Below are 26,829 nucleotides of genomic sequence, written 5' to 3' on the forward strand. Positions count from 1 at the left end.
CTTGTCTCTCGTCATTGCGAGGAGCGAAGCGGACGAAGCAATCCAGAGTGGATTCGCGACGTGGATTGCTTCGCTTCGCTCGCAATGACAGCGGGATTACGTGGAGACCGCCTCGACATTGTTGCCGTCGGGATCGAGCAGGAAGGCGGCAAAATAGGTCGGGCTGTAGTCGTGCCGGTGTCCGGCGGCGCCGTTGTCGCGGCCGCCGGCTTTCAGGCCCTCGGCGTGAAACTTCTTGATGGCGGCATGGTCCGGCGCGCGGAAGGCGACATGCGCGCCGGTGTTCTTCAGGCCCTTGTGCAGGTAAAGCCACAGCGCCGGCTCGCCCTTCGGCCCGAAACCTGCGCCGTTCTCGTCCTTCGAGCAGAGGACGTAGCCGAGCGGCGCCAGCGCCGCGGTATAGAACCGCACCGCCGCATCGAGGTTGCCCACTTTCAATCCGATATGGTCGTACATGATGATCTCCAGTCGTTGGCGCGTTCCTCGCGCCCCATGGAGATCACCTACTCAATTGAGGCCGAGGCGTTCTTGGAAAATCTTGCGCATGCCGCGCGAGGCCTGCCGGAACTTCAGCGGCGACACGCCGGCGGCGCGATGAAAGGTGCGGACGAAGTTGGAGAGGTCGTTGAAGCCGACATCGTAGGCGATATCGGTCACGGCTTTGTCATCGTCGGCGAGATATCGCGCCGCATGGCGAAGCCGCGAGCGCAGGAGATATTGATGCGGGGTGACGCCGAGCACGGCGGAGAACAGTCTCAGGAAATGGAACGGGCTGATGCCGGCCTGCCGCGCGACGTCTTCCAGCTCGATCTCCCGATGCGAATTTTCATCGATCCAGAGTGCGGCCTCGACCGCGCGGCGGCGGTCCCGCGCGGTCACGCTCGTTCGCTTTCCAGACTTGCCCGAGACCACCTCGACCAGGCGGCTGGCGAGGAGATGCCCGGCCTCGTCGAGCCCGATATCGCTCTGCCCGTCCGCCGCGGCCTGGGCCAATTCGCCGAGCACCATCAATTCCGCGAGCGGCGGTGTGGCGCCGACCTGCCAGGCTTCGGCGCGGTCGCCGATCATGTCCACCAGCTCCTGCTCGAAGAAGAACGACAAACACTCGTCGCCGCAGACATGATCGTGGGTACAGATGAACTCGGTATCGGGGGTGCCGATCAGGAACGACCCCGCCACTAGTTCATGCGATCGCCCGCGGCTGTGGTAGCCGAAACTCCCCTTGCGAACGAAGGAAATGGAATGGCAGCGGTGCAGCTCCGTGAATGGCTTCTCGCCAGGGACCGCAGAACAGCGGAAATCGGACACTGTCACTGTCGGGCGCTGCAGCAGCGTCGTGGAGGTCATGCCCCCTATCTAGTTATGCGGGCGCGGCGGGGCAACGGGCAGCAGCACGTCGAACAGCGTCTTGCTTGCGATCGGGTGCGTGCCCTCGAGCGACAGCAGATGGCGCTTGGAGATGGTGCCACCGAAAGGGGAATTCTTGTCGGCGTAATGGCCCACCTCAAGGACGCGGTGGCAAGGCACGATGATCATGAATGGATTTTTGGCGAGCGCCTGTGCTACGGAAAATTCACCCCCGGCACGGCGCATCTGGCTCGCGACCTCGCTATAGGTGCGGGTTTCGCCGCGCGGGATGGTGCGGACGAACTCGTAGATCCGTTGGCTAAAGACGGATTGGCCGGTCATGTCGAGGCTGATCTCGGAGAGATCGCCTGCGCCGCCGCGCGATTGCACGACAATGCCTTCAATGGCCATTTCGACGTTCAGCGGGGGGCGTTGCTCGCGCGCCTCCGGATAGAGGCGAAAAAGCCGCCGGCGCGTCTCCAGCTCACGCGCCTCCGGCAATTGCACGGCAACAATGCCGGCGCCGCTCCATACGATGCCACAACGGCCGATGCCGGTGTCAAAGATCGCGTAACTACGCCCCATAACGCCACCCCTGCCCAGAACCATCATAACACTGTCATGAAGGCGCGCACGTGGAATCTTGGGGATCGGTTAAGGGGCGGCCGGCCGAAAGGGCGAGCGAAGTGCTTGGCGGATCGGCCGGTCTCGGCTAAGCAAGGGGAGCGGCAGGCCGCGCTTCGCGGGCGTAGTTCAATGGCAGAACGGCAGCTTCCCAATCTAAAAGTGCCGTTTTTACCACGTCGCCAGAAACCCCCTGAAAATCGATAGAAGTGCCCGATTTTATGGGCTTTCCGTGATAGAGTGGTTATCGAAGTCCAGCAAAACGGCTGGTTCGAACCCCGGCATCCTGCCACCAAGATGCCACCAAAAACGGAAGCCGCCATGGGCACTCCTGTCCGACGCCAAGAACGCGAATACGATCAAGTTGCGAAGACGTGGATCGTCCGCACGCTCAACGCCGATGGCACAATCAGCCGACGCGAGGAGAGGGGACCAGCGCCGAAACCAAGGCGCAGGAAGTCGAAGTCAACAGACGGCGCGCCGCGTCCGCGTGAACTGACCGATCTGCACATCGAAGCGTTGCGCGAGTTGTGCAATTCCGAAGCCCAGAAGGCGACGTACTATCCCGACAACAAGCTGTCCGGCTTTTTCATTTACGTCGGCCCGCGCAAGGCCACATGGATATATCGCGAGCGCAAGAGCGTGAAGGGCGTCCGCCGCATGGTATTCAAGATGCTCGGCGACTGGCCCAAGATCGATACTATGGAGGCGCGGAAGCGTTGTGCCATCGCTATGGGCTTGACGGCGCAGAACATCGACAAGGAGCCGGAAGGCGCGCCGATCAAATTCGAAGCGGCGTTTTCCGCCTATCTCGATTACCTCAAGGCGCAGGCCGAAAAGAAGGGCAAGCCGCCCCGCTGGCATGATAACGTAAAGAAACTCGGCGACACGATCATCCTGCCCGAATATGCGAAGTGGTCCCTGATCGAAATGTCGGATAATCCCGACGCCGTTGCCGACTGGCACAAGCGCGTGACGAAGAAGCACGGTCCCGTATCGGCCAACCATTGCGCTCGCGTAATCCGCGCGACGTACAAGCGGGCAGCGCGGCGCAACCGCAAGCTACCTGTGCCGCTGCCGACTTCGGCTGTAGATTGGAACGACGAAACGCCATCGCAGAAGGCGCTTGCCTTCAAGGCATTCCCCGCGTGGCTCGCGGCGTGGTGCAAGATCGATAGCGCCATTCGTCAAGCCTACCATCTGACCGGACTATTGACGGGCGCACGCCCGGGCGAATTGGCGCGGCGACACTGGCGCGACTACAGCGACAATGAACGCACCTTGACCATTGGCAAGGCGAAGGCGGGCAAGGATATCGTGATCCCTGTTAGCGAGGAGATCGCCGCCGCGATCAAGATGGCCCGTGCGGACGCGGAAGCACTTGGTTTCGACGTTGGCCCGGACGCGCCGATCTTTCCCGGCTGCATCCAGAAGGGCTATCGGGACAACCTGCCTGCGCGGGGCAACATGCTGCGGCATACCTATCGGACGGTTGCTGCCGATCTTGGCGTTGACGATCTAATCAGTCACTTCCTGCTCGGCCATGCGCCCAAGGGCATTTCGCAGAAGTACATTGCCACCCTGATCTTGGCGAACGGCCCAAAAATGCGGGATGAACAGGGCCGCATGAGCAAGCAAGTATTGAAGCTTCTCAAACTCGACGCTAAAGGCTTGCGCAAGGCCATTAGCGAGGCACTGGCACGATCCCGCGTAGCTGGGCAGGAGCGGGCCAGGATGACACGAGCGCGCTCTTCCGCCGTACAGCATGAGGGCTAGGTTAGGCGCGTCGTCAACAGCCCATTGAAAAAGCCGCCGCGCCGAGATTGAGAAATCGGCGCGACAGCATAACTTGTACGTATCCGGCAAGGCGGGCTCATGACTGATCAGATAAATGACTGGAATGGCAATCCGGTGCGTCTCCGGCCAGGGACATACTGGCATCTTACGCCGCCCAAGGGACTGTTGCTGCACAATGCCAAGCTCGGAAAAGGGGTGATCCACAGCATCAGCTCGATCGCAGAGCAACCCGATCTAGATAAGGTCGTATCACCGTATTCGATAGCGAAGATGAACGATCCCAAGGAGACGCTCTGGGAAAATATCCGAGAAGGGTCCTTCCCTCTTTTGCCATCACGCCTCAAATCCTTCTATTGCTTCGAAAGCCATGAGCTGGCGGATCGTGCCGCCAGAGAATGGTTTGGCAGCGAGGCTCGTATCATCATCGAAGCCAGACTTGCTCATAATGCGAGGATCCACCGGTGCGACGCGAAGTTGCTGGAGGCTAAGCAGGATCAATGGCACGTCAATGCCGAGCGGTATTGGAAAGGTGAAATGACGCAGTCGCCGTTTCCCGAGACGATCGTGCACGGTGCGATTTACACTCCGGCTTGGGAAACATTTTCGACCTTGTGGTGAAGGTCTACTTCTTTATGATGATCGTGCGGATCAGCCATCAACCGCCCCGCTCGTTACGCGAGCGCGGTGTTTCAGCCATTCAAATGACGAGTGGATCAGCGGTCCATGCTTCATTGTTGTTGTCCCGAATGCAGTCGAAACAGATTAAGTTCGGATTGCCTACAGCCGATGTGTTGATTGATCGAATGTAGAAGGTGCTCGGCAAACAGTCGCGCAAACTGATTTCAAACAGTTGGTTGAAGAGAGCGGATACTGTGCCGCCCTCATGGTACAGAGGCAGCGGACTAAATCGCACGCTGAACAAAACCAAATTGGCGCACACCGAACTCAGACAATTGGCCAATGTAGCCTCGGAAAAGTGGCCTTGCCTGTCATGCTTTGTCAGATTGTATGCATGGTACCAAGGAAGAGATTGCGTTGGCTGTTGAGTACTCCATCCCTGAAAGGGTCGAACCGGGGCAATGGATGGATACGCTTTGAGAGATATCTCATATTCCGACAGAAAGAGCTTAGGATGCAATTTTGCATAGTCGTTAGTAGTGTAGTCTCTACCGTTTATTGGCGCGACATTCGCAGCCTGCAAATACCGCTTCCAATTATTTTCGACCTCGGTACATGCGAGAATAAGAAGTTCGCGTGCCTTATGACTGTAGTTTAGCAAACCGGTATGGCTCGGTTCGATGTAGAGGAATAATTCGTCCAATCGCTCGACGAGCAACCGAATGGACTGCAAGTGCTCATGACGTTCGGCATCGGTTGTGCCTAGCCCCTGTCGTATGTCGTCATAGTTACTGATGCCGGGACGCCACACACCCGCGATTGAATGACCAACAATGTTTACAGACGGAACTACATCTTCCGCACCAAAAGTATTCACGACCCAATCAGCTAAAGTACCTTGCTTCTTCTGACTTACCGTCAAACCCGGTGAGATCACCCACAAGCCTCGGTCCGTACCGTAAAAATGAACAAAGTGTGTCGCGGTCTCGTACCCCATACCCCTTGGCTGGTTTTGATGAACAGTAGAAACCCAGCCGGGCAAAGTCGTTTTAGTGTTTCGATATACGAGAGCGTTCATATTCATCCCGGGCGGTTAGGTCTTTGCGGTCGCCACCGGACAGCGGGGCAGGGTGATGTTTCGGAGCCATGCCGAGATCGTATCACGGCCCGAACGGTTGCGCGGCCTGTGATTTGATGTCCGCTGGCTTTAGTGATGCCACGTGCGCGCGGTAATTGGATCGCTTTCATCGTCGTATAGAGCCAGAACCTCGCCCGCCTTTAGGCCAAGGTCCCTCATCGGCTCCTCGCCGAGTTCGCGATTTACCACCGCTGCCTCACCCTTGCAGGCTTTCAGCGCAGCATTCACGGCCTCCGTTGGATCAGCGATTGCGACCGCGTAAGTGATATGCCCGACCGTGCCGTCGTCCTTGAAGATGGCGACGGTGATCATCCAACCTGCCGCCATCATCGCCCGGGCCTTTTCCTTTGTCGCATGCCTACCGCCTGCGGATGCGATTTAACACAACTGGGTCGTGTTCGTTAGCCATCCGAGAAGCTTCGAACTCGGCAGCTATTGCAGGGGGAAGAGACCGGCTCTTAATGATCAACTCGCGAGCGGCCCGGCAAACATCCTGCCACATCGGTCCCGAGAATTGCTTGTGAACGCGGCGCACCGCTTCCATAAACTTCCGGTCCGCCTCGCCCGGCTCCGTCCGTGCCATCTGCCAATCAGTTTCGGACATGGCGCAATGCTCGCCCCAAAATGACGGCTCGTTTAAGCAGTGATCTTCGCCGCGCCAGATGTATTCGGCGATTGGACCGGCCACGGCGATCAGACGACTATTCGCCGTGCTCGTCGGCTCCGACATCGTCTGTCCAAGCCATGTCTGGATCATCTGTCCATCGCTGCTGGTTGGCCAGATGAGCGGATACGCTCTTCGACGCGGATGCGTTCGACGCGCTGCTGTTCGGTCTCTTGGACAGGCTGGTTCTGTTGCTCAGCCATGATCAAGCCTTCTTCCCCGAGCCCGTGCTCGGGAGCGGCTTGCCGAGACGTGCGGCCTCCTGCAAAACCTCGTTGCCGAGGCCCGTGTCGTGCGTGCCACGCAACGCATCATCGACATTTGACTTCGGATGCGTGACCATTCCCCCATGCGTCGGCACATTGCCCTTGCCCTGCCAATTCTTTTCAAGCGGTTCGTCATCAAGCGGACGCTTCGCGTTCGGCAATAACGGATGGCCCCCCTTCTCTTCACGGCGCTTCATACCGTGGCCGATCTCCAGGTCTTTCAGGAACGATTGCTTCGGCACGCGGCCATCGCGGCCAACAGCGTCACCCCGCTCATTCTTCGGCGCACTTCGGCGCTGCATGATCCTTTGAAGCGCGTGTCTCTGCAAATCGTCGTTTGCCATCTGAGTGTCCTTTCGTGCGGGGAAAAGCTGTCCGTGCGATATCCGGCTGCCGTTCGGCAAGCGGATGGCCTTCGCGGGCGTTCTGTATGCTGGAGCCATGGATCACTTCCGTAACGGACGACCGATCGTCGTGCCCGCTGCCTTTGCCATGCCCTCTGCGAACTTCGTTCCAGTCCGAATTATAGAGGCGATGCGCGATTGCCGAGCTTCCTCATCCCCACGGAAATTCTTCGACCACGGATTGTTCGTGAGATCGCCTTCGGCTTTCTTGTCTTTGCTTTTGTCGTCTCGTCCGCTGCTCGCGTCGGATGGCTTCGTGCCGATCTGCGTCGTGAATGGTTGCGTCACGCCGTAGCGAGCCGCCTCTTCCGCGAAAAGAACCCTCGCGGCTGCATCGCTGCCACAAAACTTCTTGATCTGTTCGAACCGCTTGCTGCGGAGGGTCATATTCCCCGAGGTCCAAACCTCGTCGGCCTCATCTTCAAGCACGACAGGCATAAGCCAATGAGGCCGGGTTGCGAGCGTGAACTCCAAATGCTGCTCAAGAGTTTGCCCTTTGGCACTGAGCGGCTTCCCGTCCTCCTGGTCCACCGTCCATTCGCCGCGAGCGACTTCGTTCGATAGGAAGTCCGAATATTCCTCGGGAACGCTCGGCTGCAATCGCGGAGTGCGGGATGCTGCGAGATTTCTGCCGAGCAACGGCACATTATGGATTTCATAGCGGATTTCATCGGGCATCGCTGAGGACCTTTCGTCTGGATTGTCGCTTCGTCGGTTGCCGCCATGACCGAACCCAAGTTTCAATATCGCTCACGAGCAGGCGCTTCTTCGCTCCGATCTGACGGATCGAAATTTCGCCCTTCTCGATTGCATCGCGGACGCGCTCGGGACGGATGCCGAGCGCGGTCGCTGTTGCCGCTGGGCTGAGCGCGAGATAGACGACAGGATGTTTGCTCACGCGCGGCATGCGGCCCTCACTCGAAAGAGCTGGCAGCCCGATTACGCGGGAAGACAAACCACGTTCACGGGTCGCCGGAGTTTTTAGACAGGGGGATTTGAATTTCGTGAGCGCGACACATGCCGCCGAACGCTGCCCATGCAGCAATGAAATTCTGTCGCAAGATTACAGCACTAAATTCAGAAGAACAACTGTCAATATGAAGAGATTGCACCAGCGCATAAATGACGCAAGAAAACGCCCGGCACGAGGCCGGGCTCTGTCGTTTCGTACAGCGATGGTTTTGCCCGCGCGGGGCCTGATGCCAGCGGCGCGGACAAGCACACCCTGAGCAAGGGCCGCGCGTCGCAGCTATTCAGCGCCTCGCGGAGCCGCCACGCCTTCCAAGCCGTGAGCAGTGCAAAGAAGACGACGAGCGTCTGCATCACGCGACCCCATTGTGTCGTAGTGATGGCTTCTGTGTTTTCGCCGATACCGGGATGACCTCGGGCCGTCCCCTTGCGCCGCGCAAAGCTAAAATCGCCATCCCCGACACGACGTTCTTCCGTAATGGTCGTCACTCGGAAGTAGGATATGCTGCGGTTCTTTTGCCCAATCGTCACGGCGAACAATTGAAAGCGGAGACCGTCAACGATGATCACCATAACGGATTGCAGTTCGTAAACCTTGCGTTAAGCTCGGCTAGCGGATGATATGCGACAGGATCAAGAGCGAGTTGGAGATGCGACAATGTCAAAGCCGCTAAAGGCGCACTGGTTCTTACAATACGTGGTTCAGCAAGAAGTAGTGCGCCTTGCTCCAGACCTTCCGATTATTCCTGTCGTTCAGTGGGACGACGAACGGATCGTCTGGGACGACCAATGCGAAGGCTTGGGTAGCGTTTCTTGGACTTGCAACTATTTTATCCCGCAAGATCATCCTGCTCGGGCACTCGTACCAACGCTCAATGCTGCGATTGCTCCGCTGCAAGCGCGCTATGATCTAGGTTTGGTAAGCTAGTAGCCCGCTAAGCGCAGCGATATGCGGGATCAGGAATGAATTAAGCCCCGGATGTCGCTTTGCTCATCCGGGCTTCGCTATAGTGAAGCCGAGTGAGCACTATGCTCTTCAACAATCTTCTAGCCGAACAAAACATCGATCCGGCCAGCGTCCTTGTGCTTCGCCACACGCCTAAGCCAGAAGATGGAGAACTTAGAGAAAATTTGCCGTTGCTGGCCGATGAGCGCCCGGAAATTTTCAACGCATATCAGTCAACGCAAACTAAAAAAGTCGAAGCCAAAATGCTTCGGGCGAAGTATGTGGCATCGTTCATTGGCTTGGAGAAACGAAAAAACAGTACCGAACAGGCTGCGGTCTTCGTCGGCCTGTACGAGATCGGCGATCGCAGACCGCTGACGTATAAGCAATTTTGGGAAGAGCCAGCGTACCAGCAGTTGAAGGAATACGGTATGCAAGGCTTCGTCGAAGGAAGCCGATCTTTTGTGCTCTGGTTTGATTTGACCCTCGTCAACTTCTATGAAAAGTGGAAAGGCAAGTTGATCATCGAGTGGCCTCGGCCTGCGGTCACGTGGTCGAGGTTTGCCAGCAATGCACAGTTTCCGATTGCGTCCATTTTAGAAGATAGCGCGTTGCATAAGCCAATGCCGGACTGGAAGGATTTCATCCGAACAAGCGCCCAGCTTAGGACGCTGCCGAGAGCTTGGCGCGAGCGGCTGTCGCAGTGGCGCGGCATCTACTACCTTTTCGACCGAAAAGACGGGAAGGGTTACGTTGGATCAGCTTATGGAGAAGAAAACATTCTTGGCCGGTGGGAGTATTATGCCGCGTCAGGTCACGGCGGCAACGTGCATCTCCGAGGACGTTCGCCCGAAAACTTCGAATTTAGTATTTTGGAGCTCGTGTCACAAAGTTTGGACAAGAATGCTGTGATTGACCTTGAAAACAGTTGGAAGGACCGCTTACACACTCGCTTGCCATTTGGCTTGAATGGTAACTAACGTCGGCTGGGCTCCGCCATCATCATCGATGTGGTTGAGCGAGCCGGGGCGGAAATCCTGTTGCGCCGACCGCGCGGTCGGGTAGGGTGAGCCAGTCGACGCGGCCTGCCACCAAAATGGCACCAAATGCGGACCGAATAACGAAGCCAAAATCTGGCGTAACGCACTGATTTGTCTGATAAATATCGCGGGCGTAGTTCAATGGCAGAACGGCAGCTTCCCAAGCTGCATACGAGGGTTCGATTCCCTTCGCCCGCTCCAATTGCTTGCATGCAGCGAGAAATCGCAATTGCCAGGCCGAAGCAGGCCACCGTCCATATTCACTGTATCCATGCGCTCCCACGGGTTCGCCTGCAGGAACCGACGACGGCCGTGCGGCTTAGTGGTTCGGCGGGAACTTCCTGATGAGATAATCATCTAGACCCGAGGAGGACGCCGACATGGCCCAAGAGCAAAACGCGCCTGCAGGTCCCGACCTCGCACTTGGCGTTACGCCTGCCGAATTCAAAAACGACATGCTGCTCGGCCATGTCGGCGACCAGGATGTGCTGGTCGTGCGTTCAGGGGCGAGCTTCCTCGCGGTCGATGCGTATTGCAGCCATTATCATGGGCCGCTTGCCGACGGGCTTGTGGTCGGCGAGAGCGTCCGTTGTCCCTGGCATCATGCCTGCTTCGATCTGCGCACCGGCGAAGCGCTGCGCGCGCCGGCGCTGTCGCCGCTGTCGGTCTGGAAGGTGGAGCAGGAGGGCGGTCGCCTCTTCGTCCGTGGGAAACTGGATCAGAAGCCGGCGAAGCGGGCGCCCGCCGGTGCACCGCGCCGGATCGTGATCATCGGCGGCGGGGCGGCGGGCTTTGCAGCCGCGGAGATGCTTCGCCGCGATGGCTATGGCGGCGAGATCACCATGCTGAGCAACGATGCGGCACCGCCGGTCGACCGGCCGAACCTGTCGAAGGATTATCTCGCCGGCAGCGCGCCGGAAGAATGGGTGCCGCTGCGCTCGGATGATTTTTATCCCGAATCCAACATCGATCTCCGGCTCTCGACCGGCGTCGAAGCGATCAACGTCAAGGCGAGCGAGCTCGTGCTCGGCGACGGCAAGACCGTGCCATATGATCGCCTCCTGCTTGCGACTGGTGCCGAGCCGGTGAAACTGCCGATCCCCGGCGCCGATCAGCCGCACGTGCACACGCTGCGCTCGCTCGCCGATTGCCGCACCATCATCGAGCTTGCGAAGAACGCAAAACGCGCGATCGTCATCGGCGCGAGCTTCATCGGGCTCGAAGCCGCCGCAGCCTTACGCGCCCGCGAGATCGAAGTGCATGTCGTGGCCCCCGAACAGCGGCCGATGGAGCGCATCCTGGGGCCCGACATGGGCGACTTCGTGCGCGCGCTGCACGAGGAGCACGGCGTGATTTTCCATCTCGGCGATACGGTGGCCGTGATCGACGGCAAAAAGGCGACGCTCAAAAGCGGGCGCGTGCTGGAGGCGGAGCTGGTCGTGATCGGCGTGGGCGTGCGGCCCCGACTGACGCTCGCCGAGCGGGCGGGACTGGCGATCGATCGCGGCGTCACCGTGAACAACCAGCTTGAAACCAGCGCGTCCGGCATCTTTGCAGCCGGCGATATCGCGCGCTGGCCCGACCCGCATTCGGGCGGCAACATCCGCGTCGAGCACTGGGTCGTGGCCCAGCGCCAGGGACAGACCGCCGCGCGCAACATGCTAGGCATGCGCGAAACCTTCGATGCCGTGCCGTTTTTCTGGAGCCAGCACTACGACGTGCCGATCAATTATGTCGGCCATGCCGAGACATGGGACGAGATCGCCATCGACGGCGACATCAAGGGCAGGGACTGCATGCTGCGCTACAAAAGCAGGGGACGCGTGCTTGCGGTTGCCTCCATCTATCGCGATGTCGAGAGTCTCAAGGCCGAGATTGCCATGGAGCGCAGCGACAAGGTCTGAATATGCGTGCTCACTTGCCCTTGACGTAACCCTGGGCTTCGACGATGCGTCCGCCGCGGACGCGCATCAAGTTGACGCCGCGCACGGAATCCATGTGCTCCGGTCCCCAGACCAGCCGCCACTTGATCTCGCCGCGGTCGCGACGCGCAACGATGCTCTCCGGCTCGAAGTGGATGCCGGGCGCGGTTGCGATCTGCGTCCACAGCGCAATACAGGCTTCCTTGCCTTCGTAACGCGCGCCGTCGGGCGCGGGCTGGGTGTTCTCGATCACGCAATCGTCCGCGACCAGCTCGGCGAGTGCATCCGGCTTATGGCTGAGGAAGACCTGGTTGAAGCGGTGCAGGATCGCCTCGGTCTCGGCGCTCTCCGCGTCACTGAAACTGCCCTCTGACATCCCTGTCTCCATTGCGATTTCGCTCCGGCCTCCGCCGATTTTTGTTCATCTTTATATTGTTCAATTTGGTACAAAAAGCCAGTCAACTGCGGGTGAACGAGTCAACTGCGGGTGAACGAGTTGTGTGGGAATATCGGCATCGCGCTGACAATCGCTGACGTTCGCAGCGCTTGTCCGAACGGAACGGAATGCGTCGACGCGCATTGCCTTGGTATCAGGTGTCACGCCTGAGAATTGTCATCCAAGACCACTGAGAAGCGGGGCATCGCAGTCCGAGAGGCTCTCGGAGATGCCGCAGAATGTGACCCGGAAGCTGATCTCGGCCCACCTCGCTCGCGGAAGAATGCGCGCAGGCGAGCCCATCTCGATCCGCATCGATCAGACACTGACGCAGGACGCGACCGGTACGCTGGTGATGCTGGCGCTGGAGTCGATCGGTCTCGACCGGGTTCGCACCGAGCTCAGCGCGCAATATGTCGATCACAACCTTCTGCAGGTCGATCATCTCAATGCGGACGATCACCTTTTCCTGGAGAGCGCGTGCCGCCGCTTTGGCCTATGGTATTCGCGCGCCGGCAATGGCATCAGCCATGTCGTGCATATGCAACACTTCGGCAGACCCGGCAAATCGCTGTTGGGCGCCGACAGTCACACCCCGGCGGCGGGTGCGCTCGGAATGCTGGCGATCGGGGCTGGCGGTCTTGATGTTGCGCTCGCCATCAGCGGCGAACCATTTCCCACGACCATGCCGGCCGTACTCGGTGTCAGGCTCACGGGTGAACTCCCGCCCTGGGTCAGCGCCAAGGATGTGATCCTCGAAATGCTGCGGCGACGCGGCGTTGCCGGCGGCATCGGCAAGGTGATCGAATATTTCGGACCAGGCCTCAATTCATTGTCCGCGATGGACAGGCATGTGATCGCCAATATGGGCGCAGAGCTTGGTGCGACCACCACGGTGTTTCCGTCCGACGCGCGGACGCGCCGCTTTCTCGAAGCCAACGGCCGGCCGCATGATTGGCTGGAAATCATCGCCGACCATGGATGCAACTATGACAACGAAGACGAGATCGATCTGTCCAAGCTCGAGCCGCTGATTGCAACGCCGTCGAGCCCGGGCAACGTCGTCAAGGTGAGCGACGTTGCGGGTCAGCCGATCTATCAGGCCTATGTCGGATCGTCCGCCAATCCCGGCTGGCGAGACTTTGCCGTCGCCGCCGAAATCGTGCGCGGCGGCAGCGTTCCCGCCGACGTGTCGTTCGACATCAATCCGACCTCGCGCGAGACGCTGGAAGCGTTGATCGTCGACGGCCGCCTTGGAGCGCTCGTTGCGGCGGGCGCGCGGATCCATCAGACCGGTTGCAACGGCTGCATCGGCATGGGGCAGGCGCCTGCGGTGGGACGCAATTCACTTCGCACCACGCCGCGCAACTTTCCCGGCCGGTCAGGCACGGAGGAGGATGCGGTCTTCCTCTGTTCGCCGGAAACCGCAGCAGCCTCGGCGCTCGCCGGACGCATCACCGATCCGCGAACGCTGGCAACGGCCTGCCCGGAGCTCCACGATCCGATCCGCCCGCCGGTGAACAAGAAACTCCTTGAAGCCCCGCTTGCGCCAGAGCAGGCGCGAGCGGTCCAGCTCGTCAAGGGTCCGAACATCCGCTCGCTGCCGGATTTCGATGCGCTCCCCGATCAGCTTGCGCTGCAGATACTCCTGAAAATGGCGGACAATGTTTCAACGGATGAAATTCTCCCCGCCGGCGCACGGGTCCTTCCCTATCGCTCGAACATCCAGAAGATCAGCGATTTCGCCTTTGAGCGCATCGATCGCGGCTATGTCCAGCGCGCGCGCTCAGTGCAGGGCGGCCACAGTCTGGTGGCAGGGCGCAACTATGGCCAGGGCTCTTCGCGCGAGCATGCCGCGGCGGCGCCGCGAAACCTCGGCCTCAGGGTCGTGCTGGCGAAAAGCTTTGCACGCATTCACCGCCAGAACCTCGTCAACTACGGCATTCTGCCACTTATCTTCGTCAACGAGGCCGACTACGACCGGCTGCATAAGGACGACGTCCTGCGTATCGACAATTTACGCCGCGCGCTCAAGAGCGGCGAGGACATCACCCTCGATTGCAGCGGACCGGTGCGGACGCGCCACGGCCTCACCGCGTTGCAGATCGACGTGATCCTCGCCGGTGGCCTGATCAACTGGCGCAGGAAGGAGTCCCAGGCTGCGGCGTGACTGCATCCGCAAATGAGCACGCAAGAGCCCCGCCAGTCGATCAGCCGCGGAGTGATGCGGCCGCCGCCGGGAAGACGGGGCGGCCGCAGCTGTGGTCACGCGCTCTGCGGCACCTGATCGAGGAAGCCGGTGATGGAGCGGATGCGTCCCTCCTTCAGCAAGGCGAAATCGGTGCCCTTGATCGGGCTGTCGACGCCGTCGGGCCCGAGGCCCCACGAAAAGCGCACGTGATCGCCATAGCCGTTGGGCTCGCCGATCAGCTTGAACCTGAAATCCGGAAAGCGCTGCTGCACGCCCGCGATCAGCGCGTCGACGCCGTCGTGGCCGTCGCCGCTCATCACCGGATCGACATATTTCGCATCCGCCGTCCAGTCCTCGCTCAGCATCTCGCGGCGGCGGCTCGGCATCCGCTCGTTCCAGAGATCGATATAGCGGCGGGCAATGCTGTTGATGTCGGTCATGTCTCATCTCCTCTCGTTGAGCCGTCTTGATCGGCAGCCCAACTATCGGAGGGACGCGCGGCGAAATCGATTACTTCGAAGGTCAAGCCTGACGTTACGGCGCGATCTTCAGCGTTGCTTTCATGTTGGGATGAAAGCGGCAGTAATAGTCGACGTTGCCCGCCTTTTTCAGAACAGTGCTCGCCGTCTGCTTCGGCTGGATCATCACGTCGAAGTCGCCGTTTCTAGCCGTGGCGGTGTGCGCGACCACGTCCTTGTTGACCCATGCGACGGTGTCGCCGACCTTGGCCGAGACCTCGGCCGGCGAGATCACCAGGTTCTCCATCACGATCGTAACCGTCGCTGCATGCGCCGGGACCGTCATCGCGCCGAAGGCGACAGCCGCGATCAACAGGCGAAAGCGTCTCGGCATGGGATGCTCCTTATTTCAAACCAGCCTCGACTTGTTCAGCATGCTGCTCGTGGCCCTGAAAGATCTTCAGGCCGGTCTGCAGCAGGCTCTTCAGCTCGGCGTTGCTGGCGGACGGGATGAGCTGCGTCTCCAGCGCCTTGTTGACTGTTTTGTGGTAGGCGACCTCGTTGGCGATATAGGCCTTGTCGAAGGCGGAGCCGGAGAGTTTGCTGAGCTCGGCGTGCTTCTCGGCGGCCTGCTTCGACAGCGCCTTGGAGGTGTCGTTGTCCTCGGGCGTGACTTTGAGCTTCTTGACGAGGTCAAGCGCCTGCTTGTTCACGGCCTCATGGTCGCGCACCATCTCGTTCGCAAATGCCTTGACTTCCTTGCTTTTGGCTTTGCTCTGCGCCTGCTTGGCTGCCGCGATATCGATCTTGCCTGCAGTATAGGCGATATGGGCGATCTGCGGATCGGTGAGCTTGGCCTCTGCTGCGAGCGCCGCGCTGCTCAATAGCGTCATGGCGGCGATTGCCGCACCCAATCGAACGAACATGTTTGATCCTCCTGTGGCGCCGCATCGGCGCATGCTGTTGCACAGGAGTTGGATGGGCGAGCGCGCCCGAGGTTCCGAAAAAAATTACACGTAGCCGAGGCGTTTCAGCACAGCGTTCGTCAGGCGATCGCAGCGACGGCCGGCGAAGGGAAAGGCCTCCATGATCACCGGGCCGATCTTCTTCTCGACATTGTCGCGCAGCATGGCGCGGGCGCGGTGCAGCCGCGTCTTCACCGTCTCCGGTTTCAGATCGAGAATCTCGGCGGTTTCCTCGATATTCATGCCCTCCAATACGCGCGTGATGAAGACGATGCGGAATGGTTCGGGTAATTCGTCGATCGCGCCTTCGACGACATGCTGGATTTCGCGCTGGGCCATGGATTTTTCCGGATCGTCTGCGGCGGACATCAGGGGAAACTGGATGATCTGCGCTTCCAGCGCGCCTTGCGGCAGCGAGGAAAGCTCGATCGAAGGCCGCTCGCGGCGCAGCCGGCCCAGCGCCTCGTTCATCGCGATCCGCGACAGCCAGGTCGAGAGGCTGGAATCGCCACGGAAGTCGGCGAGATGCGTGAAGGCGCGGACGTAAGTCTCCTGGACCACATCTTCCGCTTCGCCATCGTTGCGCAGGATGCCACGGGCGAGCCGGTAAAGCCGCCGGTTATGGGTCTTGATGATGGCGCGCACGGCGAGCTCATCGCGGGCGAGCGCGCGCTGGACCAGCTCGGTGTCGGTGGCGCCAACAGGCGCGCTCTGAGGGGCGGTGGCGTTTGCCATGGCAGCCTCGCTTTTAGCAAATTCGAGAGTTGGATGCGGCAGCGCCGGAAAGGTTCCTGAAAATCGAGCCGAAATCGTTAGCCGGGCAAGGGCTCGGTCACCTCGGCCGCGCCGCCATGGGCGTGGACCTCCAGCGCGTCGAGGAAGCAACGCACCTTGGCCGGCACGAACTGGCGCGCCGGCAGCAGCGCATGCACCGAAAGCGGCTCGCAGACATGGTCCGGCAGCAGGCGCACAAGCGTGCCTGCTTCGATCGCGGCGCGGGTAAAGCTCGCGGTCACCCGCAGCACGCCATGGCCCGCCAGCGCCGCCTGCAGGCGAATATGGGCGTTCGAGCTGACGAGCCTCGCCTTCTCTATCGCGAGATGCTCGGCCTTGCCACCGGGCGCGATGATCGCCCAGGCCGTGTCGTTGGGACCTGCGAGCAGCGGCAGCCTGGCGAGGTCCTCGATCGTTCGCGGCTCGCCAAATTGCTCCAGCAGCCGAGGTGCGGCAAACAGCCCGCGCTCCAGCGTGAACACGCGCCGGATCACAATCCCGGCCGAGGGCAGCGGCGCCTCCAGCATGGCGAAGACGATGTCGTAGTTCTCGGCAACCGGATTGACGATCTCATGCTCGACATCGATCCGGATGGTCAGATCAGGATAGCGCGCCATCAGTTCGCAGGCGACAGGGCCAGCGTGATGGGCGCCGAACTCATAGGGCGACTTGATGCGGAGCGTGCCAGCCACCGCCGTGCTCATCGCGAGCGCTTCGCTCTTGGTCTCGTGCAACGCGATGAACAGTGGCTGGACGCGGCGATAGATGGTTTCGCCAGCGTCCGTGAGGCGCAAATGACGCGTGGTGCGCTCGATCAGCCTGAGTCCGAGCTGGCTTTCCAGCCGCTGCACCGCAGCACTGAGGCTCGACTTGGGATGACCGAGGACGCGCGCGGCCGCGCTAAAGCCGCCGTGCTCGACTACTTCGCAAAACAGCTCCCAATCGCGCCAATCCATCATTGGATTGTCCATCTGCATGGACAGTGTGTCCAGACAAAACCAGTTCTCGGGACAATGCCGTTGACCTAGAAATTCGAACAATTCCAACCGGGAGGATGACATGAACAACGACGGAATCTTTCTCCTCAATTCCTGGTACGTCGCGGCCTGGAATCACGAATTGATCGACGGCAAGAAGCTGGCGCGCACCATCCTGGAGCGGCCGATGGTGCTCTATCGTGGCGCCAGTGGAAAAGTCGTCGCGCTGGACGACCGCTGCTGCCATCGCGCGGCGCCCCTATCGATGGGACGCGTTGAAGGCGACGACCTCCGCTGCATGTATCACGGCATGAAGTTCGCAGCCGATGGCAAATGCATCCAGATCCCGGGACAGGACAAGATTCCGCCGAAGCTCGGCGTGCGCAGCTATCCCGTGGTCGAGCGCTACAACCTCATCTTCATCTGGACCGGCGATCCCGAGAAGGCCGATCCGAATCTGATCCTCGACTATCCGCCGCTCGCCGATCCCAAATGGCGGGGCTTGCCGGGCTACATGCATTACAAGGCGAACTGGCTTCTCATCGTCGACAACCTTTCGGACTTCGCCCATCTCGCTTTCGTGCATACCAACACGCTCGGCGGCTCCGAGGAATATGCCTACAAGACCAAGCCGGTTGCGATCGAGAAACTGGATGACGGTTTTCGTGTCGAGCGCTGGCACATGGGCGCCGAGCCGCCGCCGTACCACAAGAAGGTCATTGCGAACAAAACCGACAAGATCGATCGCCGTAACATCGGCCGCATGATCATTCCCGGCATCTTCACGCTCGACACCACCTTCGCGCCCGCCGGCCAGGGTGCGGAGAAGGGCGTCCAGGTCCCGGGCACGCGCTCATACCGCAACGCGCAGTTCATGACGCCGGAGACGCGCTCGACCACGCACTTCTTCTGGAACTATCTGCACGACTTTGACACCGATAATCCGAACATCGCGCTGTCACTGCGGCACTCGCTCGAAGAAGGCTTCAACGAGGACAAGGACATCATCGAGGCGCAGCAGAAGGTGTTCGACGCCGATCCGAACTACCAATTGCTTGCCATCGGCGCCGACGCGCCGCTGACTTATTTCCGCTGGCTGTTGGGGCGCAAGCTCGAGGCCGAGAAGAACACCGCCAAGGCGGCTTGAGGAAGACGTCGTCATTCCGGGGCGCCTCGAAGAGGCGAACCCGGAATCTCGAGATTCCGGGTTGGATGCTTTGCATCGCCCCGGAATGACGTCTACTTCGCCGCGACCACCATGATCTCGACGAGATAATCCGCCGCCGCCAGCTTCGCCTCGACCGTGGCGCGCGCAGGCGTGTTGCCGGGCGAGACCCATTTGTCCCACACGGCGTTCATCTCAGCGAAGTTCTTCATGTCGGTGATGTAGATGTTGGTCGACAACAGCTTCGACTTGTCGGTGCCGGCTTTCGCCAGATGACCGTCGATGATCGACAGGATCTCCTGGGTCTGCTCGGTGACGCTCTTGCCCTTGGCCTTGTTGGCGACGACGCCGGCGAGATAGACGGTGTTGCCGTGCACGACGGCCTGGCTCATGCGGGGCCCGGTTTCGAAACGTTGAATGCTCATGAGATACTCCGGCTGGAAATAGGAGAGATTACCTAGCGTGTCATGCGCCCCGAGGCCAGCCTCCATCGCGCAAGGCGGGTGCGCGTCCGCCGCTCTTCGAGCTTCCCCGCTAACGCGTCTTCACGGTCTGGGTGTCGTCGTGCAGGACAATCACAGGTGGCGCGGGCTTTATCCACGGCAGGCTCGTGTTGAATGTCCGCGTCAGCTATTCGCGACGATGGTGTCGGCAGGCGCGGGGCTCGCAACAGACGTCGCGGCCATGACGGCAGGCCAACGCATTTGGTGTGGCATGAGATGATCCGGCGGACGCTCCCGAAGCGGCCGCCTGACATTGATTCTGCGCTTTGTCCGAATTTGTTGCGGGAGCGCGAGTGTTCTTGGCGAGCACAAAGAGCCCCGCATTTCTGCGGAAGTTTCGGCATCCATCCGGAAAAGTACGGCCTCAACGAAGTGTTAACCTGTTCCAGTTTGGGACCGCCAGCCGCCCAAAGTGCGGTCCAAACACGGCTTAAGTGCAGCACCTCTGCAACACCCAATTTGAATTTCTTTTGAGGTATCACCTCTGCCTAGACAAAATCACGATCTGGCAACACGCTGCGCCGACATCACCAAGACAGTCAGATTCGATTTCAGATTGAACTGGGGCAGGACATGAGACTCGCGACGGGGTTGTTGGCGGCTGTTCTCTTGCTGGTGGCAATGGCGCCGAGCTATGCCGTGGTCCGGATTGCGGATGACCGCGGCGGGCGGATCGGCACCTACGTCGACAGATATCAGGACCTGCGCAGTTCCGGCCAAGCCGTGATCATCGACGGGCTCTGCGCCTCGGCCTGCACCATCGTGCTGGGTGCGATCCCCCACGACAAGATCTGCGTGACCTCGCATGCGACGCTCGGGTTCCATGCCGCCTGGGACTTCGGAGCCAATGGCCGCGCCATCACCAATCCCGAAGCGACCCAGATGCTGTATTCGATGTATCCGACGCCGGTGAAACGCTGGATCCGGGCGCGTGGCGGGCTCACGCCACACATGATCTTCCTGCGCGGCAAGGAGCTGCAGGCGCTGTTCAGGCCCTGTTACCTCGATGCCCAGGCGTCTGCTGCCAAGACGCCCCTGGATGGCCGATCGTCCGCGATCAAGACGCCGGCGCATGCCCAGGCCTTCGCGACCAAGCCGTCTGCGCCGCGATAAGAATGCGCAACATTCCATCAGCATGACGTGAATGCAGGCGCCCTACGGGCGCTTGCTCTGCTTTGCGCCAGGCCCTAAGTGAAGGCCGATGGCCCAGCCGCTGCCCACCCTTAAGCCTGATTTCGCCTCGTCCCGACGCGGGGACGGGGTGCGGTCGGCCCTTATTTGGGGAGGCACGGGCCTGAGTGCCGCGCTGCTCGCCGCCGCAGCCGTGCTCTGGTTCCGCTATGGCACTGCGGTGTTCTTCGAGATCATCGCCGCCGGCTTCGCCAACTGCTTCTGACCGAAGGATTCTTGAGCCATGGATCGAACCGCCCGCCCATTGGTGATCGTCACGGCTTTCGCCGCGAGCCTGTTGATCGGGCTATTGGTGATGCTGTGGGCGATGGGCGGCGTGCGCGGCGTCACCGCGCCGGCCGCGATCGGCGGCCCGTTCCAGCTCACCGATCAGAATGGCGCCACCGTCACCGAAAAGGACCTGCAGGGCCACCCGAGCCTGATCTTCTTCGGCTTTACCCATTGCCCGGACGTCTGCCCGACCTCGCTGTTCGAGATTTCGGAAATCCTGCGGGCGATGGGCAAGGATGCCGACAAGGTCAATGCCTATTTCATCTCGGTCGATCCCGAGCGCGATACAGAGGCTGCGATGAAAGACTATCTGTCGAGCTTCGATCCGCATCTCAAGGGTCTGACCGGCGATGCCGCGGCCGTCCAGAAGGTCATCACCGAATACCGGGTCTATGCCAAGAAGGTTCCCTTGAAGGACGGCGACTACACCATGGACCATACCGCGCTGATCTATCTGATGGATCGGGACGGCAAGTTCGTCTCCCCGTTCAATGTGAACCGGAAGCCGGAAGAAGCCGCGGCCGACCTGAAGCGCTATCTTTGAGTGCAGCCGGTTCGTTAATGCCAGACCCCGCTCGCATCCTGCGCCGGATGGTCTATAAGGCCCTCTAATTCCAGATATTCCCGGCTAGATCGTTGCAGACCGCCTTGTCGCCCATTCCGAACCTCGCGCTGCCAGCCCGTTGCCTGCGGGCAGGCGCGGTTGCGGCTGCCCTGCTGGCGCTGGCGCTTTCCATCCCGCCGGCCAAAGCCCAAGCCCCGTCCCCGACGCCGGCGGCCAAGCCCCAGACTCCGGCGGCAACGCCGGCCGCGCCTGCAAAGAAGGTCGAGGCGGCGCCGCAGGCCGTGCCCGGCTTCTGGGATCCACGGCGGCGTCCCGAGCGGCCGGACCTGTCGCGCATCTCCGTGATCCGCTTCCTGACCGAGACCGATTATCCGCCGTTCGACTTCACCGGCGCCGACGGCAACCCCGCCGGCTTCAATGTCGACCTGGCGCGCTCGCTCTGCGAGGAGATCAAGGTCACCTGCACCATCCAGATGCGGCGCTTCGAGACGCTGCTCGATGCGATCGCAAGCAACCGCGGCGATGCCATCATCGCCTCCATGGCGGTGACGCCGGAGCTCCGCACCCGCGTCGATTTCACCGATCCCTATTACCGCGTGCCCGCGCGCTTCGTGTCGCGCAAGGATGCCGTGATGCCGGAGATCCGCCCTGAATATCTCGAGGGCAAGAAGGTCGGCGTCATCGCCGGCTCCGCGCATGAGGCCTATCTGAAGGCGATGTTCACCGATGCCGAGCTGCATTCCTATCCGAACGACGAGGCGCTGCGGCTTGCGCTCCGCCGCGGCGAGGTCGACTTCATCTTCGGCGACGGGATTTCGCTGTCGTTCTGGATCAATGGCACCGATTCGGACAATTGCTGCGCCTTCTCCGGCGGGCCGTTCGTCGAGAGCCGCTATTTCGGCGAGGGCGTCGGCATTGCGGTACGCAAGGGCAACGATCTGCTCAGGCAGGCGTTGAACTGGGCGCTGTTTCGCGTCTGGGAAAAAGGCCGCTACACCGATCTGTGGCTGCGCTATTTCTCGGTGAGCCCGTTCTGATCTGTAGGGTGGGCAAAGGCGCGCTTGCGCCGTGCCCACCATTTTTCGCCTCGGTGGGCACGCTTCGCTTTGCCCACCCTACGAATGTCCGCTATTTTCTGCTGTTTGCGGAGAGCCTTATCTGATGTCCACGATCGAACTTTCAGCCAGCCCGGGCGATCTGCGCTCGGTTGCCGAACAATCCAACGCCTGGCCGTTCGAGCAGGCGAAAGCGATTGTCGCACGGCTGAAAAAGCAGCCGAAGGACGAGGTCCTGTTCGAGACCGGCTACGGCCCCTCGGGCCTGCCGCATATCGGCACCTTTGGCGAGGTCGCGCGCACCACCATGGTGCGGCACGCCTTCCGCGTGCTGACCGAGGACAAGATCAAGACGCGGCTGATCGCCTTCTCCGACGACATGGACGGCCTGCGCAAGGTGCCGGACAACGTGCCGAACCGGGAGCTGCTGGAAAAGCATCTCGGCCAGCCGCTCACGACCGTGCCCGATCCCTTCGGCACGCACGGTAGCTTCGGCGCGCACAACAATGCGCGGCTGCGCGCCTTTCTTGATACCTTCAGCTTCGATTACGAGTTCGCGAGCTCCACCGACTACTACAAGTCCGGCAAGTTCGATGCGGCGCTCACGCGCATGCTGGAGCGGCTCGACAAGATCATGGAGATCATGCTGCCGTCGCTCCGCGAGGAGCGCGCGGCGAGCTATTCGCCGTTCCTGCCGATCTGTCCGCGCACGGGCCAGGTGCTGTACGTGTCGATCGTCGCGCATGACGCCAGGGCCGGCACCATCTCTTATGACGATCCCGAGACCAAGGAGCGCGTCACGGTTCCCGTTACCGGCGGCCACTGCAAGCTGCAATGGAAGCCGGACTGGGCGATGCGCTGGTACGCGCTCGCCGTCGACTACGAGATGGCCGGCAAGGACCTGATCGACTCGGTAAAACTCTCCGGCAAGATCTGCGCGGCACTCGGCGGCAAGCCGCCGGAAGGCTTCAACTACGAGCTCTTCCTCGACGAGAAGGGCCAGAAGATTTCCAAGTCGAAAGGCAACGGGCTCACCATCGACGAGTGGCTGCGCTATGCCTCGCCGGAATCGCTGTCGCTGTTCATGTACCGCGAGCCGAAGGCGGCCAAGCGCCTCTACTTCGACGTCATCCCGCGCAACGTCGACGACTATCAGCAATTCCTGGAAGGCTTTCCGCGCCAGGACACGCGGCAGCAATTGTCGAATCCGGTGTGGCACATTCATGCCGGCCATCCGCCGAAGGCGGACATGCCCGTCACCTTCCAGCTCCTCCTGACGCTGGTGTCGTCATCGAATGCGGAGAACGCCGAGACGCTGTGGGGCTTCATCGGCCGCTACCGGCCGGGCGTGACACCCAAGACGCATCCGAAGCTTGATGCGATGGTCGGCTATGCCATCAACTACTATCGCGACTTCGTCGCGCCGACCAAGCAGTTCCGCGAGCCGACCGATAGCGAACGCGCCGCGCTGCAGGACCTGCGCGACGCGCTGTCCAACCTGCCGGCGGATTCCACGGCCGAGGGGATCCAGACCGTGGTCTACGAGATTGGCCGCCGCGAGCCGTTCCTCGACCCCGTCAAGAAAGGCAAGGACGGACGCCCCGGCGTGTCGCTCGACTGGTTCAACATGCTCTACCAGGTGCTGCTCGGCCAGGAGAAGGGCCCGCGCTTCGGCTCCTTCGTCGCCGTCTACGGCATCGTCAACGCAGTGAACATGATCGACGGCGCGCTGGCGCGGTCGGGGTAGGGCACGCGGCAACCCCTTATGGATCGTCATGCGCGGGCTTGACCCGCCTGCGGGGCCGAAGCCCCTTCGGCGCGGCGAAGGCCCGCGCATCCATCTTCCTTTGCAGGGAAGCCCTTCGTTTTTGATGGATGGCCGGGTCAAGCCCGGCCATGACGAAATCCCATGCTTGCGCTATAGTGTCCTCAAGCAACAAGACCGCTAGACCGCAGGGAGACTCCGCATGCAATTCCGCGTTTCGCCGAAGACGCTTTCTGAATGCAGCACCGAGGAATGGCAAGCGCGGGTCGATCTCGCCGCCGCGCACCGCCTCGCCTGGATGCATGGCTTCTCCGAGGGCATCTTCAACCATCTCACCTACGTCGTGCCCGGCGGCAGCGACCGCTATTACCAAATCCCGTTTGGCATGCACTGGTCGGAGGTGACGGCGTCCTCCTTCATGGAAGTCGGTATCGACGATGGTCTGGTCAAAAGCGGCGCGGGGGACGTCGAGCGCTCCTGCTATTGCATCCATGCGCCGATCCACAAGGCGCTGCCGCAGGCCAAGGCCGTGTTCCACACCCATATGCCTTACGCCAGCGCGCTGACGCGGCTGGAGGATCCCTGCATCAAGGAGATTGGCCAGACCGAGGTCGGCATGATCAACGCGATCGCTTATGACGACGAGTACACCGGCCCCGCGCTCGATCCGGCCGAGGGCGCGCGGCTTGCGCGCGTGATCGGCGACAAGACGATCCTGTTCATGGCCAATCACGGCATCTCAACCGTCGGCGAGACCATCGCAGAAGCCTTTGACCGGCTCTACTACGTCGAGCGCGCCGCGCAGGTACAGATCTACGCGATGTGGACCGGCCAGAAGCTGAAGAAGCTCCCCGAGCACGTGGTCGAAAAGACCAAGCGCGACATGAGCGGCAGCGGCGGCACCCACTACAACCCCGGTCCGTCACAGCGGCACTTCGATGCGCTGAAGCGGATCCTGGATCGGAAAGAGCCGGACTACGCGACGTAAGGCTTGCTCAGCTCGTCATGCGCGGGCTTGACCCGCCTGCGGGGCCGAAGCCCCCTCGGCGCGGCGAAGGCCCGCGCATCCGTCACACTTCGCAAGATGCCTTTTTGTTGATGCAAGCCCGGGTCAAGCCCGGGCATGACGAGTTATAGGGCGCCCAGCCGCGACAACCCGTATCGGTCGCCGTCACTAGATCGATTGCAGCACGTAACGTCGATTGTCCTTCTGTGCCGGGCGCGCATTCATCGGATAGAGCTTGGCAAAGCGCGCAATGTCGGCATCGGCCACGCTGATCGGCGTGGTGAGAACAAGCCATTCGACGATCTCGGAGCAGGGCGGCGTCGTCAGCGAACCTGGATAGCGGTAGTAACCGTGCTTGGCCGGAAGCAGCGCGTTGGGATCGATGGCGGGATCCGCTTTCACGGCGGGGCCTTCGGCTCCCGGCATGGTTGCTGTGATCCTCGTGAAGGCCGCGTTCGGCTTGCCCGGAGTCATCAGCACGCCGATCACCGCCAGCGCGCCGCTTTCGGCGCGATGCACGAAATGCGCCTCCATCGCGAAATTCTTGCCGGCGACCAGATGCTCGCTCGGCCGATGGAAGTGAAGTTGCACCAGGCGGTACTTAGCATCGCCCAATAGGAGCGTGTTGCCTTCCGGGAAGTTGAGCTGGATGGTGTGGCCGTTGTTGACGATGGTGTCGGCCCGCTTGGTCCAGTTGATCTTGAGCGCCGGCAGTTGCGCCTTCACCGTGCCGCCAATATCGATCGGCGATTGCTGCGATCCGATCGCGCAGGTCTTGCTGGCGGCATCCAGATCGCCCCACTTGGCGGGGCCGGTGTCGCCCTCATAGCTCCAATGCGCGCTCTCCGCGGCGGCACGTTCAATACAGCATGGGCAGAGAGCGGCTCCCGCGAGGAGCCTCAGCGCTTGACGACGATTCATGAAAAATCCCGACAGTTAAGAGATGCGAGCAAGGAGGGCGATGTGATGGGAACCCTAAGGGAGGGAGCTTGCCTCGGCAAGATCAGGAACCCGGACCCTCTACTGTCTCACCCACACAATCCGTGCGATCCATTCGACCTCGCCGGCCGCCAGCGCGCGATCACCGCCCGCCGCACCGAACGCCGCCAGCTCCAGCACCTTCGCCGTGCGCCGCTTCAACTCCCCGAGCAGCACCTCGCCGCCGCTGGTCTTCACCACGACGCGGTCACCACGGCGGATCGCGGTCGAGGGCGAGACCAGCACGACGTCGCCGTCGCGATAGGCGGGCTCATGGAGGCTTCCGGATATCTCGAGCGCAAAGGCATGCTCGTCGTCGGCCGACGGCAACGTGAGCTTGTCAAAGCCCTTTCCCGCCAGATGGCCGTGCTCGTCGAAATGGCCGCGTTGGGCGGCTTGCGCCAACGTCAGGAGCGAGACCGACGCGGCCGGTCTTGGGCCGTCGCCGATGAGCTGCACGAATGTGTCAATCGAGGTGTCGGCCGCGGCGAGCGCTTTTGCGATCGACTCGGTCGATGGCCAGCGCTCGCGCCCATCGGGCGTGACGCGCTTGGACTTGTTGAAGGTGGTGGCATCGAGACCGGCGCGCCGGGCAAGCCCCGACGGCGACAGCGAGGCCCGTGCCGCAAGCCGGTCCAGCGCGGTCCAGATCTGCTCGTGGGTCAATATCCGCGGCGTTTTGGCATGCCTGGCCATCAGGGCCACGCTTGATAGATCTGCGCTTGGGAATTAATGCCTGAATAAACCGGTTTTCGCTCAATCCGACAAGGGCCATGCGGCCGCCCTTGAGTTAAG

The 26,829-nt window shown here is 61.2% G+C and carries 32 protein-coding genes and 1 tRNA gene; 14 read left to right on the forward strand and 19 right to left on the reverse strand.

From position 1 onward, the window contains the following. Positions 1-96 precede the first annotated feature (96 nt). From VKR55_RS29430 to VKR55_RS29440, 3 genes are read right to left on the reverse strand one after another with little or no spacing between them, the layout of a single operon-like run. Positions 97-456 (reverse strand): VOC family protein, encoded by a 360-nt coding sequence (locus tag VKR55_RS29430; protein WP_324408908.1) that lies wholly within the window; start codon positions 454-456, stop codon positions 97-99. A gap of 51 nt (positions 457-507) precedes the next feature. Continuing rightward, positions 508-1,347, reverse strand: a complete 840-nt coding sequence (locus VKR55_RS29435; protein ID WP_324408909.1) for a helix-turn-helix transcriptional regulator — start codon at positions 1,345-1,347, stop codon at positions 508-510. A 9-nt stretch (positions 1,348-1,356) separates the two neighbouring features. After that, positions 1,357-1,932, reverse strand: a complete 576-nt coding sequence (locus VKR55_RS29440; RefSeq protein WP_324408910.1) for a methylated-DNA--[protein]-cysteine S-methyltransferase — start codon at positions 1,930-1,932, stop codon at positions 1,357-1,359. A gap of 279 nt (positions 1,933-2,211) precedes the next feature. On the opposite strand from VKR55_RS29440, the gene VKR55_RS29445 reads away from it, so the two are divergent. Both VKR55_RS29445 and VKR55_RS29450 read left to right on the forward strand, forming a co-directional pair. After that, a complete protein-coding gene (locus VKR55_RS29445; RefSeq protein WP_324408911.1) occupies positions 2,212-3,747 on the forward strand; it encodes an integrase family protein in 1,536 nt (511 codons plus the stop codon). A gap of 99 nt (positions 3,748-3,846) precedes the next feature. Continuing rightward, positions 3,847-4,386, forward strand: a complete 540-nt coding sequence (locus VKR55_RS29450) for a DUF2441 domain-containing protein (RefSeq protein WP_324408912.1) — start codon at positions 3,847-3,849, stop codon at positions 4,384-4,386. 79 nt (positions 4,387-4,465) lie between these two features. On the opposite strand, the gene VKR55_RS29455 is transcribed toward VKR55_RS29450, so the two are convergent. From VKR55_RS29455 to VKR55_RS29485, 7 genes are all read right to left on the reverse strand, one after another. Further along, on the reverse strand, positions 4,466-5,464 hold the full coding sequence (locus VKR55_RS29455; RefSeq protein WP_324408913.1) for a hypothetical protein: 999 nt from the start codon (positions 5,462-5,464) through the stop codon (positions 4,466-4,468). 129 nt (positions 5,465-5,593) lie between these two features. Then, on the reverse strand, positions 5,594-5,836 hold the full coding sequence (locus VKR55_RS29460) for a hypothetical protein (RefSeq protein ID WP_324408914.1): 243 nt from the start codon (positions 5,834-5,836) through the stop codon (positions 5,594-5,596). A 46-nt stretch (positions 5,837-5,882) separates the two neighbouring features. Beyond that, positions 5,883-6,281 (reverse strand): hypothetical protein, encoded by a 399-nt coding sequence (locus VKR55_RS29465; protein ID WP_324408915.1) that lies wholly within the window; start codon positions 6,279-6,281, stop codon positions 5,883-5,885. Positions 6,282-6,393: 112 nt separating this feature from the next. Beyond that, positions 6,394-6,798: a hypothetical protein gene (locus tag VKR55_RS29470; RefSeq protein ID WP_324408916.1), complete on the reverse strand. Its 405-nt coding sequence runs from the start codon at positions 6,796-6,798 to the stop codon at positions 6,394-6,396. Positions 6,799-6,900: 102 nt separating this feature from the next. Next, positions 6,901-7,536, reverse strand: a complete 636-nt coding sequence (locus VKR55_RS29475; RefSeq protein WP_324408917.1) for a hypothetical protein — start codon at positions 7,534-7,536, stop codon at positions 6,901-6,903. Continuing rightward, on the reverse strand, positions 7,526-7,765 hold the full coding sequence (locus VKR55_RS29480; protein WP_324408918.1) for a helix-turn-helix domain-containing protein: 240 nt from the start codon (positions 7,763-7,765) through the stop codon (positions 7,526-7,528). The genes VKR55_RS29475 and VKR55_RS29480 overlap by 11 nt, the downstream gene beginning before the upstream one ends. Before the next feature lie 185 nt (positions 7,766-7,950). Continuing rightward, a complete protein-coding gene (locus VKR55_RS29485; RefSeq protein WP_324408919.1) occupies positions 7,951-8,400 on the reverse strand; it encodes a hypothetical protein in 450 nt (149 codons plus the stop codon). Between the two features lie 85 nt (positions 8,401-8,485). Between VKR55_RS29485 and VKR55_RS29490 the strand changes: the two genes are divergently transcribed. From VKR55_RS29490 to VKR55_RS29505, 4 genes are all read left to right on the forward strand, one after another. Next, entirely contained in the window at positions 8,486-8,755 is a 270-nt protein-coding gene (locus VKR55_RS29490) for a hypothetical protein (protein WP_324408920.1), read from the forward strand. 101 nt (positions 8,756-8,856) lie between these two features. Beyond that, on the forward strand, positions 8,857-9,753 hold the full coding sequence (locus VKR55_RS29495) for a GIY-YIG nuclease family protein (protein WP_324408921.1): 897 nt from the start codon (positions 8,857-8,859) through the stop codon (positions 9,751-9,753). A 187-nt stretch (positions 9,754-9,940) separates the two neighbouring features. Beyond that, a tRNA-Gly gene (locus tag VKR55_RS29500) sits at positions 9,941-10,014 on the forward strand. Between the two features lie 179 nt (positions 10,015-10,193). Continuing rightward, positions 10,194-11,717 (forward strand): FAD-dependent oxidoreductase, encoded by a 1,524-nt coding sequence (locus VKR55_RS29505; RefSeq protein ID WP_324408922.1) that lies wholly within the window; start codon positions 10,194-10,196, stop codon positions 11,715-11,717. Between the two features lie 10 nt (positions 11,718-11,727). Here VKR55_RS29505 and VKR55_RS29510 read toward each other — a convergent pair whose 3' ends face one another. Next, positions 11,728-12,111 carry a nuclear transport factor 2 family protein gene (locus tag VKR55_RS29510; RefSeq protein WP_324408923.1) on the reverse strand — a complete coding sequence of 128 codons (384 nt, stop codon included), beginning with the start codon at positions 12,109-12,111 and terminating at the stop codon, positions 11,728-11,730. A 343-nt stretch (positions 12,112-12,454) separates the two neighbouring features. Between VKR55_RS29510 and VKR55_RS29515 the strand changes: the two genes are divergently transcribed. Continuing rightward, positions 12,455-14,341, forward strand: coding sequence for an aconitate hydratase (locus tag VKR55_RS29515; RefSeq protein ID WP_475387382.1), 1,887 nt, complete (start codon positions 12,455-12,457; stop codon positions 14,339-14,341). Between the two features lie 95 nt (positions 14,342-14,436). Here the strand turns inward: VKR55_RS29515 and VKR55_RS29520 are convergent, their stop codons facing one another. The 5 genes from VKR55_RS29520 to VKR55_RS29540 form a co-directional block, all read right to left on the reverse strand. Beyond that, the gene (locus tag VKR55_RS29520) at positions 14,437-14,802 is read right to left on the reverse strand and encodes a nuclear transport factor 2 family protein (protein ID WP_324408925.1); all 366 of its coding nucleotides are present in this window, start codon (positions 14,800-14,802) and stop codon (positions 14,437-14,439) included. 94 nt (positions 14,803-14,896) lie between these two features. Then, positions 14,897-15,214 carry a cupredoxin domain-containing protein gene (locus VKR55_RS29525; RefSeq protein WP_324408926.1) on the reverse strand — a complete coding sequence of 106 codons (318 nt, stop codon included), beginning with the start codon at positions 15,212-15,214 and terminating at the stop codon, positions 14,897-14,899. A gap of 10 nt (positions 15,215-15,224) precedes the next feature. Beyond that, complete coding sequence (locus VKR55_RS29530; protein ID WP_324408927.1) at positions 15,225-15,746, reverse strand: DUF4142 domain-containing protein; 522 nt, start codon at positions 15,744-15,746, stop codon at positions 15,225-15,227. Positions 15,747-15,830: 84 nt separating this feature from the next. Next, positions 15,831-16,520, reverse strand: a complete 690-nt coding sequence (locus tag VKR55_RS29535; protein ID WP_324408928.1) for an RNA polymerase sigma factor — start codon at positions 16,518-16,520, stop codon at positions 15,831-15,833. 77 nt (positions 16,521-16,597) lie between these two features. Beyond that, the gene (locus VKR55_RS29540; RefSeq protein WP_324408929.1) at positions 16,598-17,518 is read right to left on the reverse strand and encodes a LysR family transcriptional regulator; all 921 of its coding nucleotides are present in this window, start codon (positions 17,516-17,518) and stop codon (positions 16,598-16,600) included. 100 nt (positions 17,519-17,618) lie between these two features. Between VKR55_RS29540 and VKR55_RS29545 the strand changes: the two genes are divergently transcribed. After that, positions 17,619-18,683: an aromatic ring-hydroxylating dioxygenase subunit alpha gene (locus tag VKR55_RS29545; protein ID WP_324408930.1), complete on the forward strand. Its 1,065-nt coding sequence runs from the start codon at positions 17,619-17,621 to the stop codon at positions 18,681-18,683. A gap of 92 nt (positions 18,684-18,775) precedes the next feature. Here VKR55_RS29545 and VKR55_RS29550 read toward each other — a convergent pair whose 3' ends face one another. Then, complete coding sequence (locus tag VKR55_RS29550) at positions 18,776-19,126, reverse strand: RidA family protein (RefSeq protein WP_324408931.1); 351 nt, start codon at positions 19,124-19,126, stop codon at positions 18,776-18,778. A 651-nt stretch (positions 19,127-19,777) separates the two neighbouring features. Between VKR55_RS29550 and VKR55_RS29555 the strand changes: the two genes are divergently transcribed. The 6 genes from VKR55_RS29555 to VKR55_RS29580 all read left to right on the forward strand — a co-directional run bounded on the left by VKR55_RS29555 (position 19,778) and on the right by VKR55_RS29580 (position 25,038). After that, positions 19,778-20,317 carry a hypothetical protein gene (locus VKR55_RS29555; RefSeq protein WP_324408932.1) on the forward strand — a complete coding sequence of 180 codons (540 nt, stop codon included), beginning with the start codon at positions 19,778-19,780 and terminating at the stop codon, positions 20,315-20,317. 88 nt (positions 20,318-20,405) lie between these two features. Next, on the forward strand, positions 20,406-20,600 hold the full coding sequence (locus VKR55_RS29560; RefSeq protein WP_324408933.1) for a hypothetical protein: 195 nt from the start codon (positions 20,406-20,408) through the stop codon (positions 20,598-20,600). Positions 20,601-20,618: 18 nt separating this feature from the next. Then, positions 20,619-21,209, forward strand: a complete 591-nt coding sequence (locus VKR55_RS29565; RefSeq protein ID WP_324408934.1) for an SCO family protein — start codon at positions 20,619-20,621, stop codon at positions 21,207-21,209. A gap of 104 nt (positions 21,210-21,313) precedes the next feature. Beyond that, on the forward strand, positions 21,314-22,267 hold the full coding sequence (locus VKR55_RS29570; protein ID WP_414642490.1) for a transporter substrate-binding domain-containing protein: 954 nt from the start codon (positions 21,314-21,316) through the stop codon (positions 22,265-22,267). A gap of 124 nt (positions 22,268-22,391) precedes the next feature. After that, a complete protein-coding gene (locus tag VKR55_RS29575; RefSeq protein WP_324408935.1) occupies positions 22,392-24,032 on the forward strand; it encodes a lysine--tRNA ligase in 1,641 nt (546 codons plus the stop codon). Positions 24,033-24,252: 220 nt separating this feature from the next. Then, on the forward strand, positions 24,253-25,038 hold the full coding sequence (locus tag VKR55_RS29580) for a class II aldolase/adducin family protein (protein ID WP_324408936.1): 786 nt from the start codon (positions 24,253-24,255) through the stop codon (positions 25,036-25,038). 186 nt (positions 25,039-25,224) lie between these two features. Here the strand turns inward: VKR55_RS29580 and VKR55_RS29585 are convergent, their stop codons facing one another. Then, positions 25,225-25,977 (reverse strand): carbonic anhydrase, encoded by a 753-nt coding sequence (locus VKR55_RS29585; RefSeq protein ID WP_324408937.1) that lies wholly within the window; start codon positions 25,975-25,977, stop codon positions 25,225-25,227. 99 nt (positions 25,978-26,076) lie between these two features. Beyond that, positions 26,077-26,730, reverse strand: a complete 654-nt coding sequence (locus tag VKR55_RS29590) for a S24 family peptidase (RefSeq protein WP_324408938.1) — start codon at positions 26,728-26,730, stop codon at positions 26,077-26,079. Positions 26,731-26,829 lie beyond the last annotated feature (99 nt).

The organism is Bradyrhizobium sp. (genome assembly GCF_035309285.1).
Lineage (GTDB): Bacteria > Pseudomonadota > Alphaproteobacteria > Rhizobiales > Xanthobacteraceae > Bradyrhizobium.

Bases quoted from the DNA above. Each gene is read 5' to 3' on its own strand.
- VKR55_RS29430 (WP_324408908.1), bottom strand. From the start codon at position 456: ATGTACGACCATATCGGATTGAAAGTGGGCAACCTCGATGCGGCGGTG.
- VKR55_RS29435 (WP_324408909.1), bottom strand. From the start codon at position 1,347: ATGACCTCCACGACGCTGCTGCAGCGCCCGACAGTGACAGTGTCCGAT.
- VKR55_RS29440 (WP_324408910.1), bottom strand. From the start codon at position 1,932: ATGGGGCGTAGTTACGCGATCTTTGACACCGGCATCGGCCGTTGTGGC.
- VKR55_RS29450 (WP_324408912.1), top strand. From the start codon at position 3,847: ATGACTGATCAGATAAATGACTGGAATGGCAATCCGGTGCGTCTCCGG.
- VKR55_RS29455 (WP_324408913.1), bottom strand. From the start codon at position 5,464: ATGAACGCTCTCGTATATCGAAACACTAAAACGACTTTGCCCGGCTGG.
- VKR55_RS29460 (WP_324408914.1), bottom strand. From the start codon at position 5,836: ATGATCACCGTCGCCATCTTCAAGGACGACGGCACGGTCGGGCATATC.
- VKR55_RS29465 (WP_324408915.1), bottom strand. From the start codon at position 6,281: ATGATCCAGACATGGCTTGGACAGACGATGTCGGAGCCGACGAGCACG.
- VKR55_RS29470 (WP_324408916.1), bottom strand. From the start codon at position 6,798: ATGGCAAACGACGATTTGCAGAGACACGCGCTTCAAAGGATCATGCAG.
- VKR55_RS29475 (WP_324408917.1), bottom strand. From the start codon at position 7,536: ATGCCCGATGAAATCCGCTATGAAATCCATAATGTGCCGTTGCTCGGC.
- VKR55_RS29480 (WP_324408918.1), bottom strand. From the start codon at position 7,765: ATGCCGCGCGTGAGCAAACATCCTGTCGTCTATCTCGCGCTCAGCCCA.
- VKR55_RS29485 (WP_324408919.1), bottom strand. From the start codon at position 8,400: ATGGTGATCATCGTTGACGGTCTCCGCTTTCAATTGTTCGCCGTGACG.
- VKR55_RS29490 (WP_324408920.1), top strand. From the start codon at position 8,486: ATGTCAAAGCCGCTAAAGGCGCACTGGTTCTTACAATACGTGGTTCAG.
- VKR55_RS29495 (WP_324408921.1), top strand. From the start codon at position 8,857: ATGCTCTTCAACAATCTTCTAGCCGAACAAAACATCGATCCGGCCAGC.
- VKR55_RS29505 (WP_324408922.1), top strand. From the start codon at position 10,194: ATGGCCCAAGAGCAAAACGCGCCTGCAGGTCCCGACCTCGCACTTGGC.
- VKR55_RS29510 (WP_324408923.1), bottom strand. From the start codon at position 12,111: ATGTCAGAGGGCAGTTTCAGTGACGCGGAGAGCGCCGAGACCGAGGCG.
- VKR55_RS29515 (WP_475387382.1), top strand. From the start codon at position 12,455: ATGCGCGCAGGCGAGCCCATCTCGATCCGCATCGATCAGACACTGACG.
- VKR55_RS29520 (WP_324408925.1), bottom strand. From the start codon at position 14,802: ATGACCGACATCAACAGCATTGCCCGCCGCTATATCGATCTCTGGAAC.
- VKR55_RS29525 (WP_324408926.1), bottom strand. From the start codon at position 15,214: ATGCCGAGACGCTTTCGCCTGTTGATCGCGGCTGTCGCCTTCGGCGCG.
- VKR55_RS29530 (WP_324408927.1), bottom strand. From the start codon at position 15,746: ATGTTCGTTCGATTGGGTGCGGCAATCGCCGCCATGACGCTATTGAGC.
- VKR55_RS29535 (WP_324408928.1), bottom strand. From the start codon at position 16,520: ATGGCAAACGCCACCGCCCCTCAGAGCGCGCCTGTTGGCGCCACCGAC.
- VKR55_RS29540 (WP_324408929.1), bottom strand. From the start codon at position 17,518: ATGATGGATTGGCGCGATTGGGAGCTGTTTTGCGAAGTAGTCGAGCAC.
- VKR55_RS29545 (WP_324408930.1), top strand. From the start codon at position 17,619: ATGAACAACGACGGAATCTTTCTCCTCAATTCCTGGTACGTCGCGGCC.
- VKR55_RS29550 (WP_324408931.1), bottom strand. From the start codon at position 19,126: ATGAGCATTCAACGTTTCGAAACCGGGCCCCGCATGAGCCAGGCCGTC.
- VKR55_RS29555 (WP_324408932.1), top strand. From the start codon at position 19,778: ATGAGACTCGCGACGGGGTTGTTGGCGGCTGTTCTCTTGCTGGTGGCA.
- VKR55_RS29560 (WP_324408933.1), top strand. From the start codon at position 20,406: ATGGCCCAGCCGCTGCCCACCCTTAAGCCTGATTTCGCCTCGTCCCGA.
- VKR55_RS29565 (WP_324408934.1), top strand. From the start codon at position 20,619: ATGGATCGAACCGCCCGCCCATTGGTGATCGTCACGGCTTTCGCCGCG.
- VKR55_RS29575 (WP_324408935.1), top strand. From the start codon at position 22,392: ATGTCCACGATCGAACTTTCAGCCAGCCCGGGCGATCTGCGCTCGGTT.
- VKR55_RS29580 (WP_324408936.1), top strand. From the start codon at position 24,253: ATGCAATTCCGCGTTTCGCCGAAGACGCTTTCTGAATGCAGCACCGAG.
- VKR55_RS29585 (WP_324408937.1), bottom strand. From the start codon at position 25,977: ATGAATCGTCGTCAAGCGCTGAGGCTCCTCGCGGGAGCCGCTCTCTGC.
- VKR55_RS29590 (WP_324408938.1), bottom strand. From the start codon at position 26,730: ATGGCCAGGCATGCCAAAACGCCGCGGATATTGACCCACGAGCAGATC.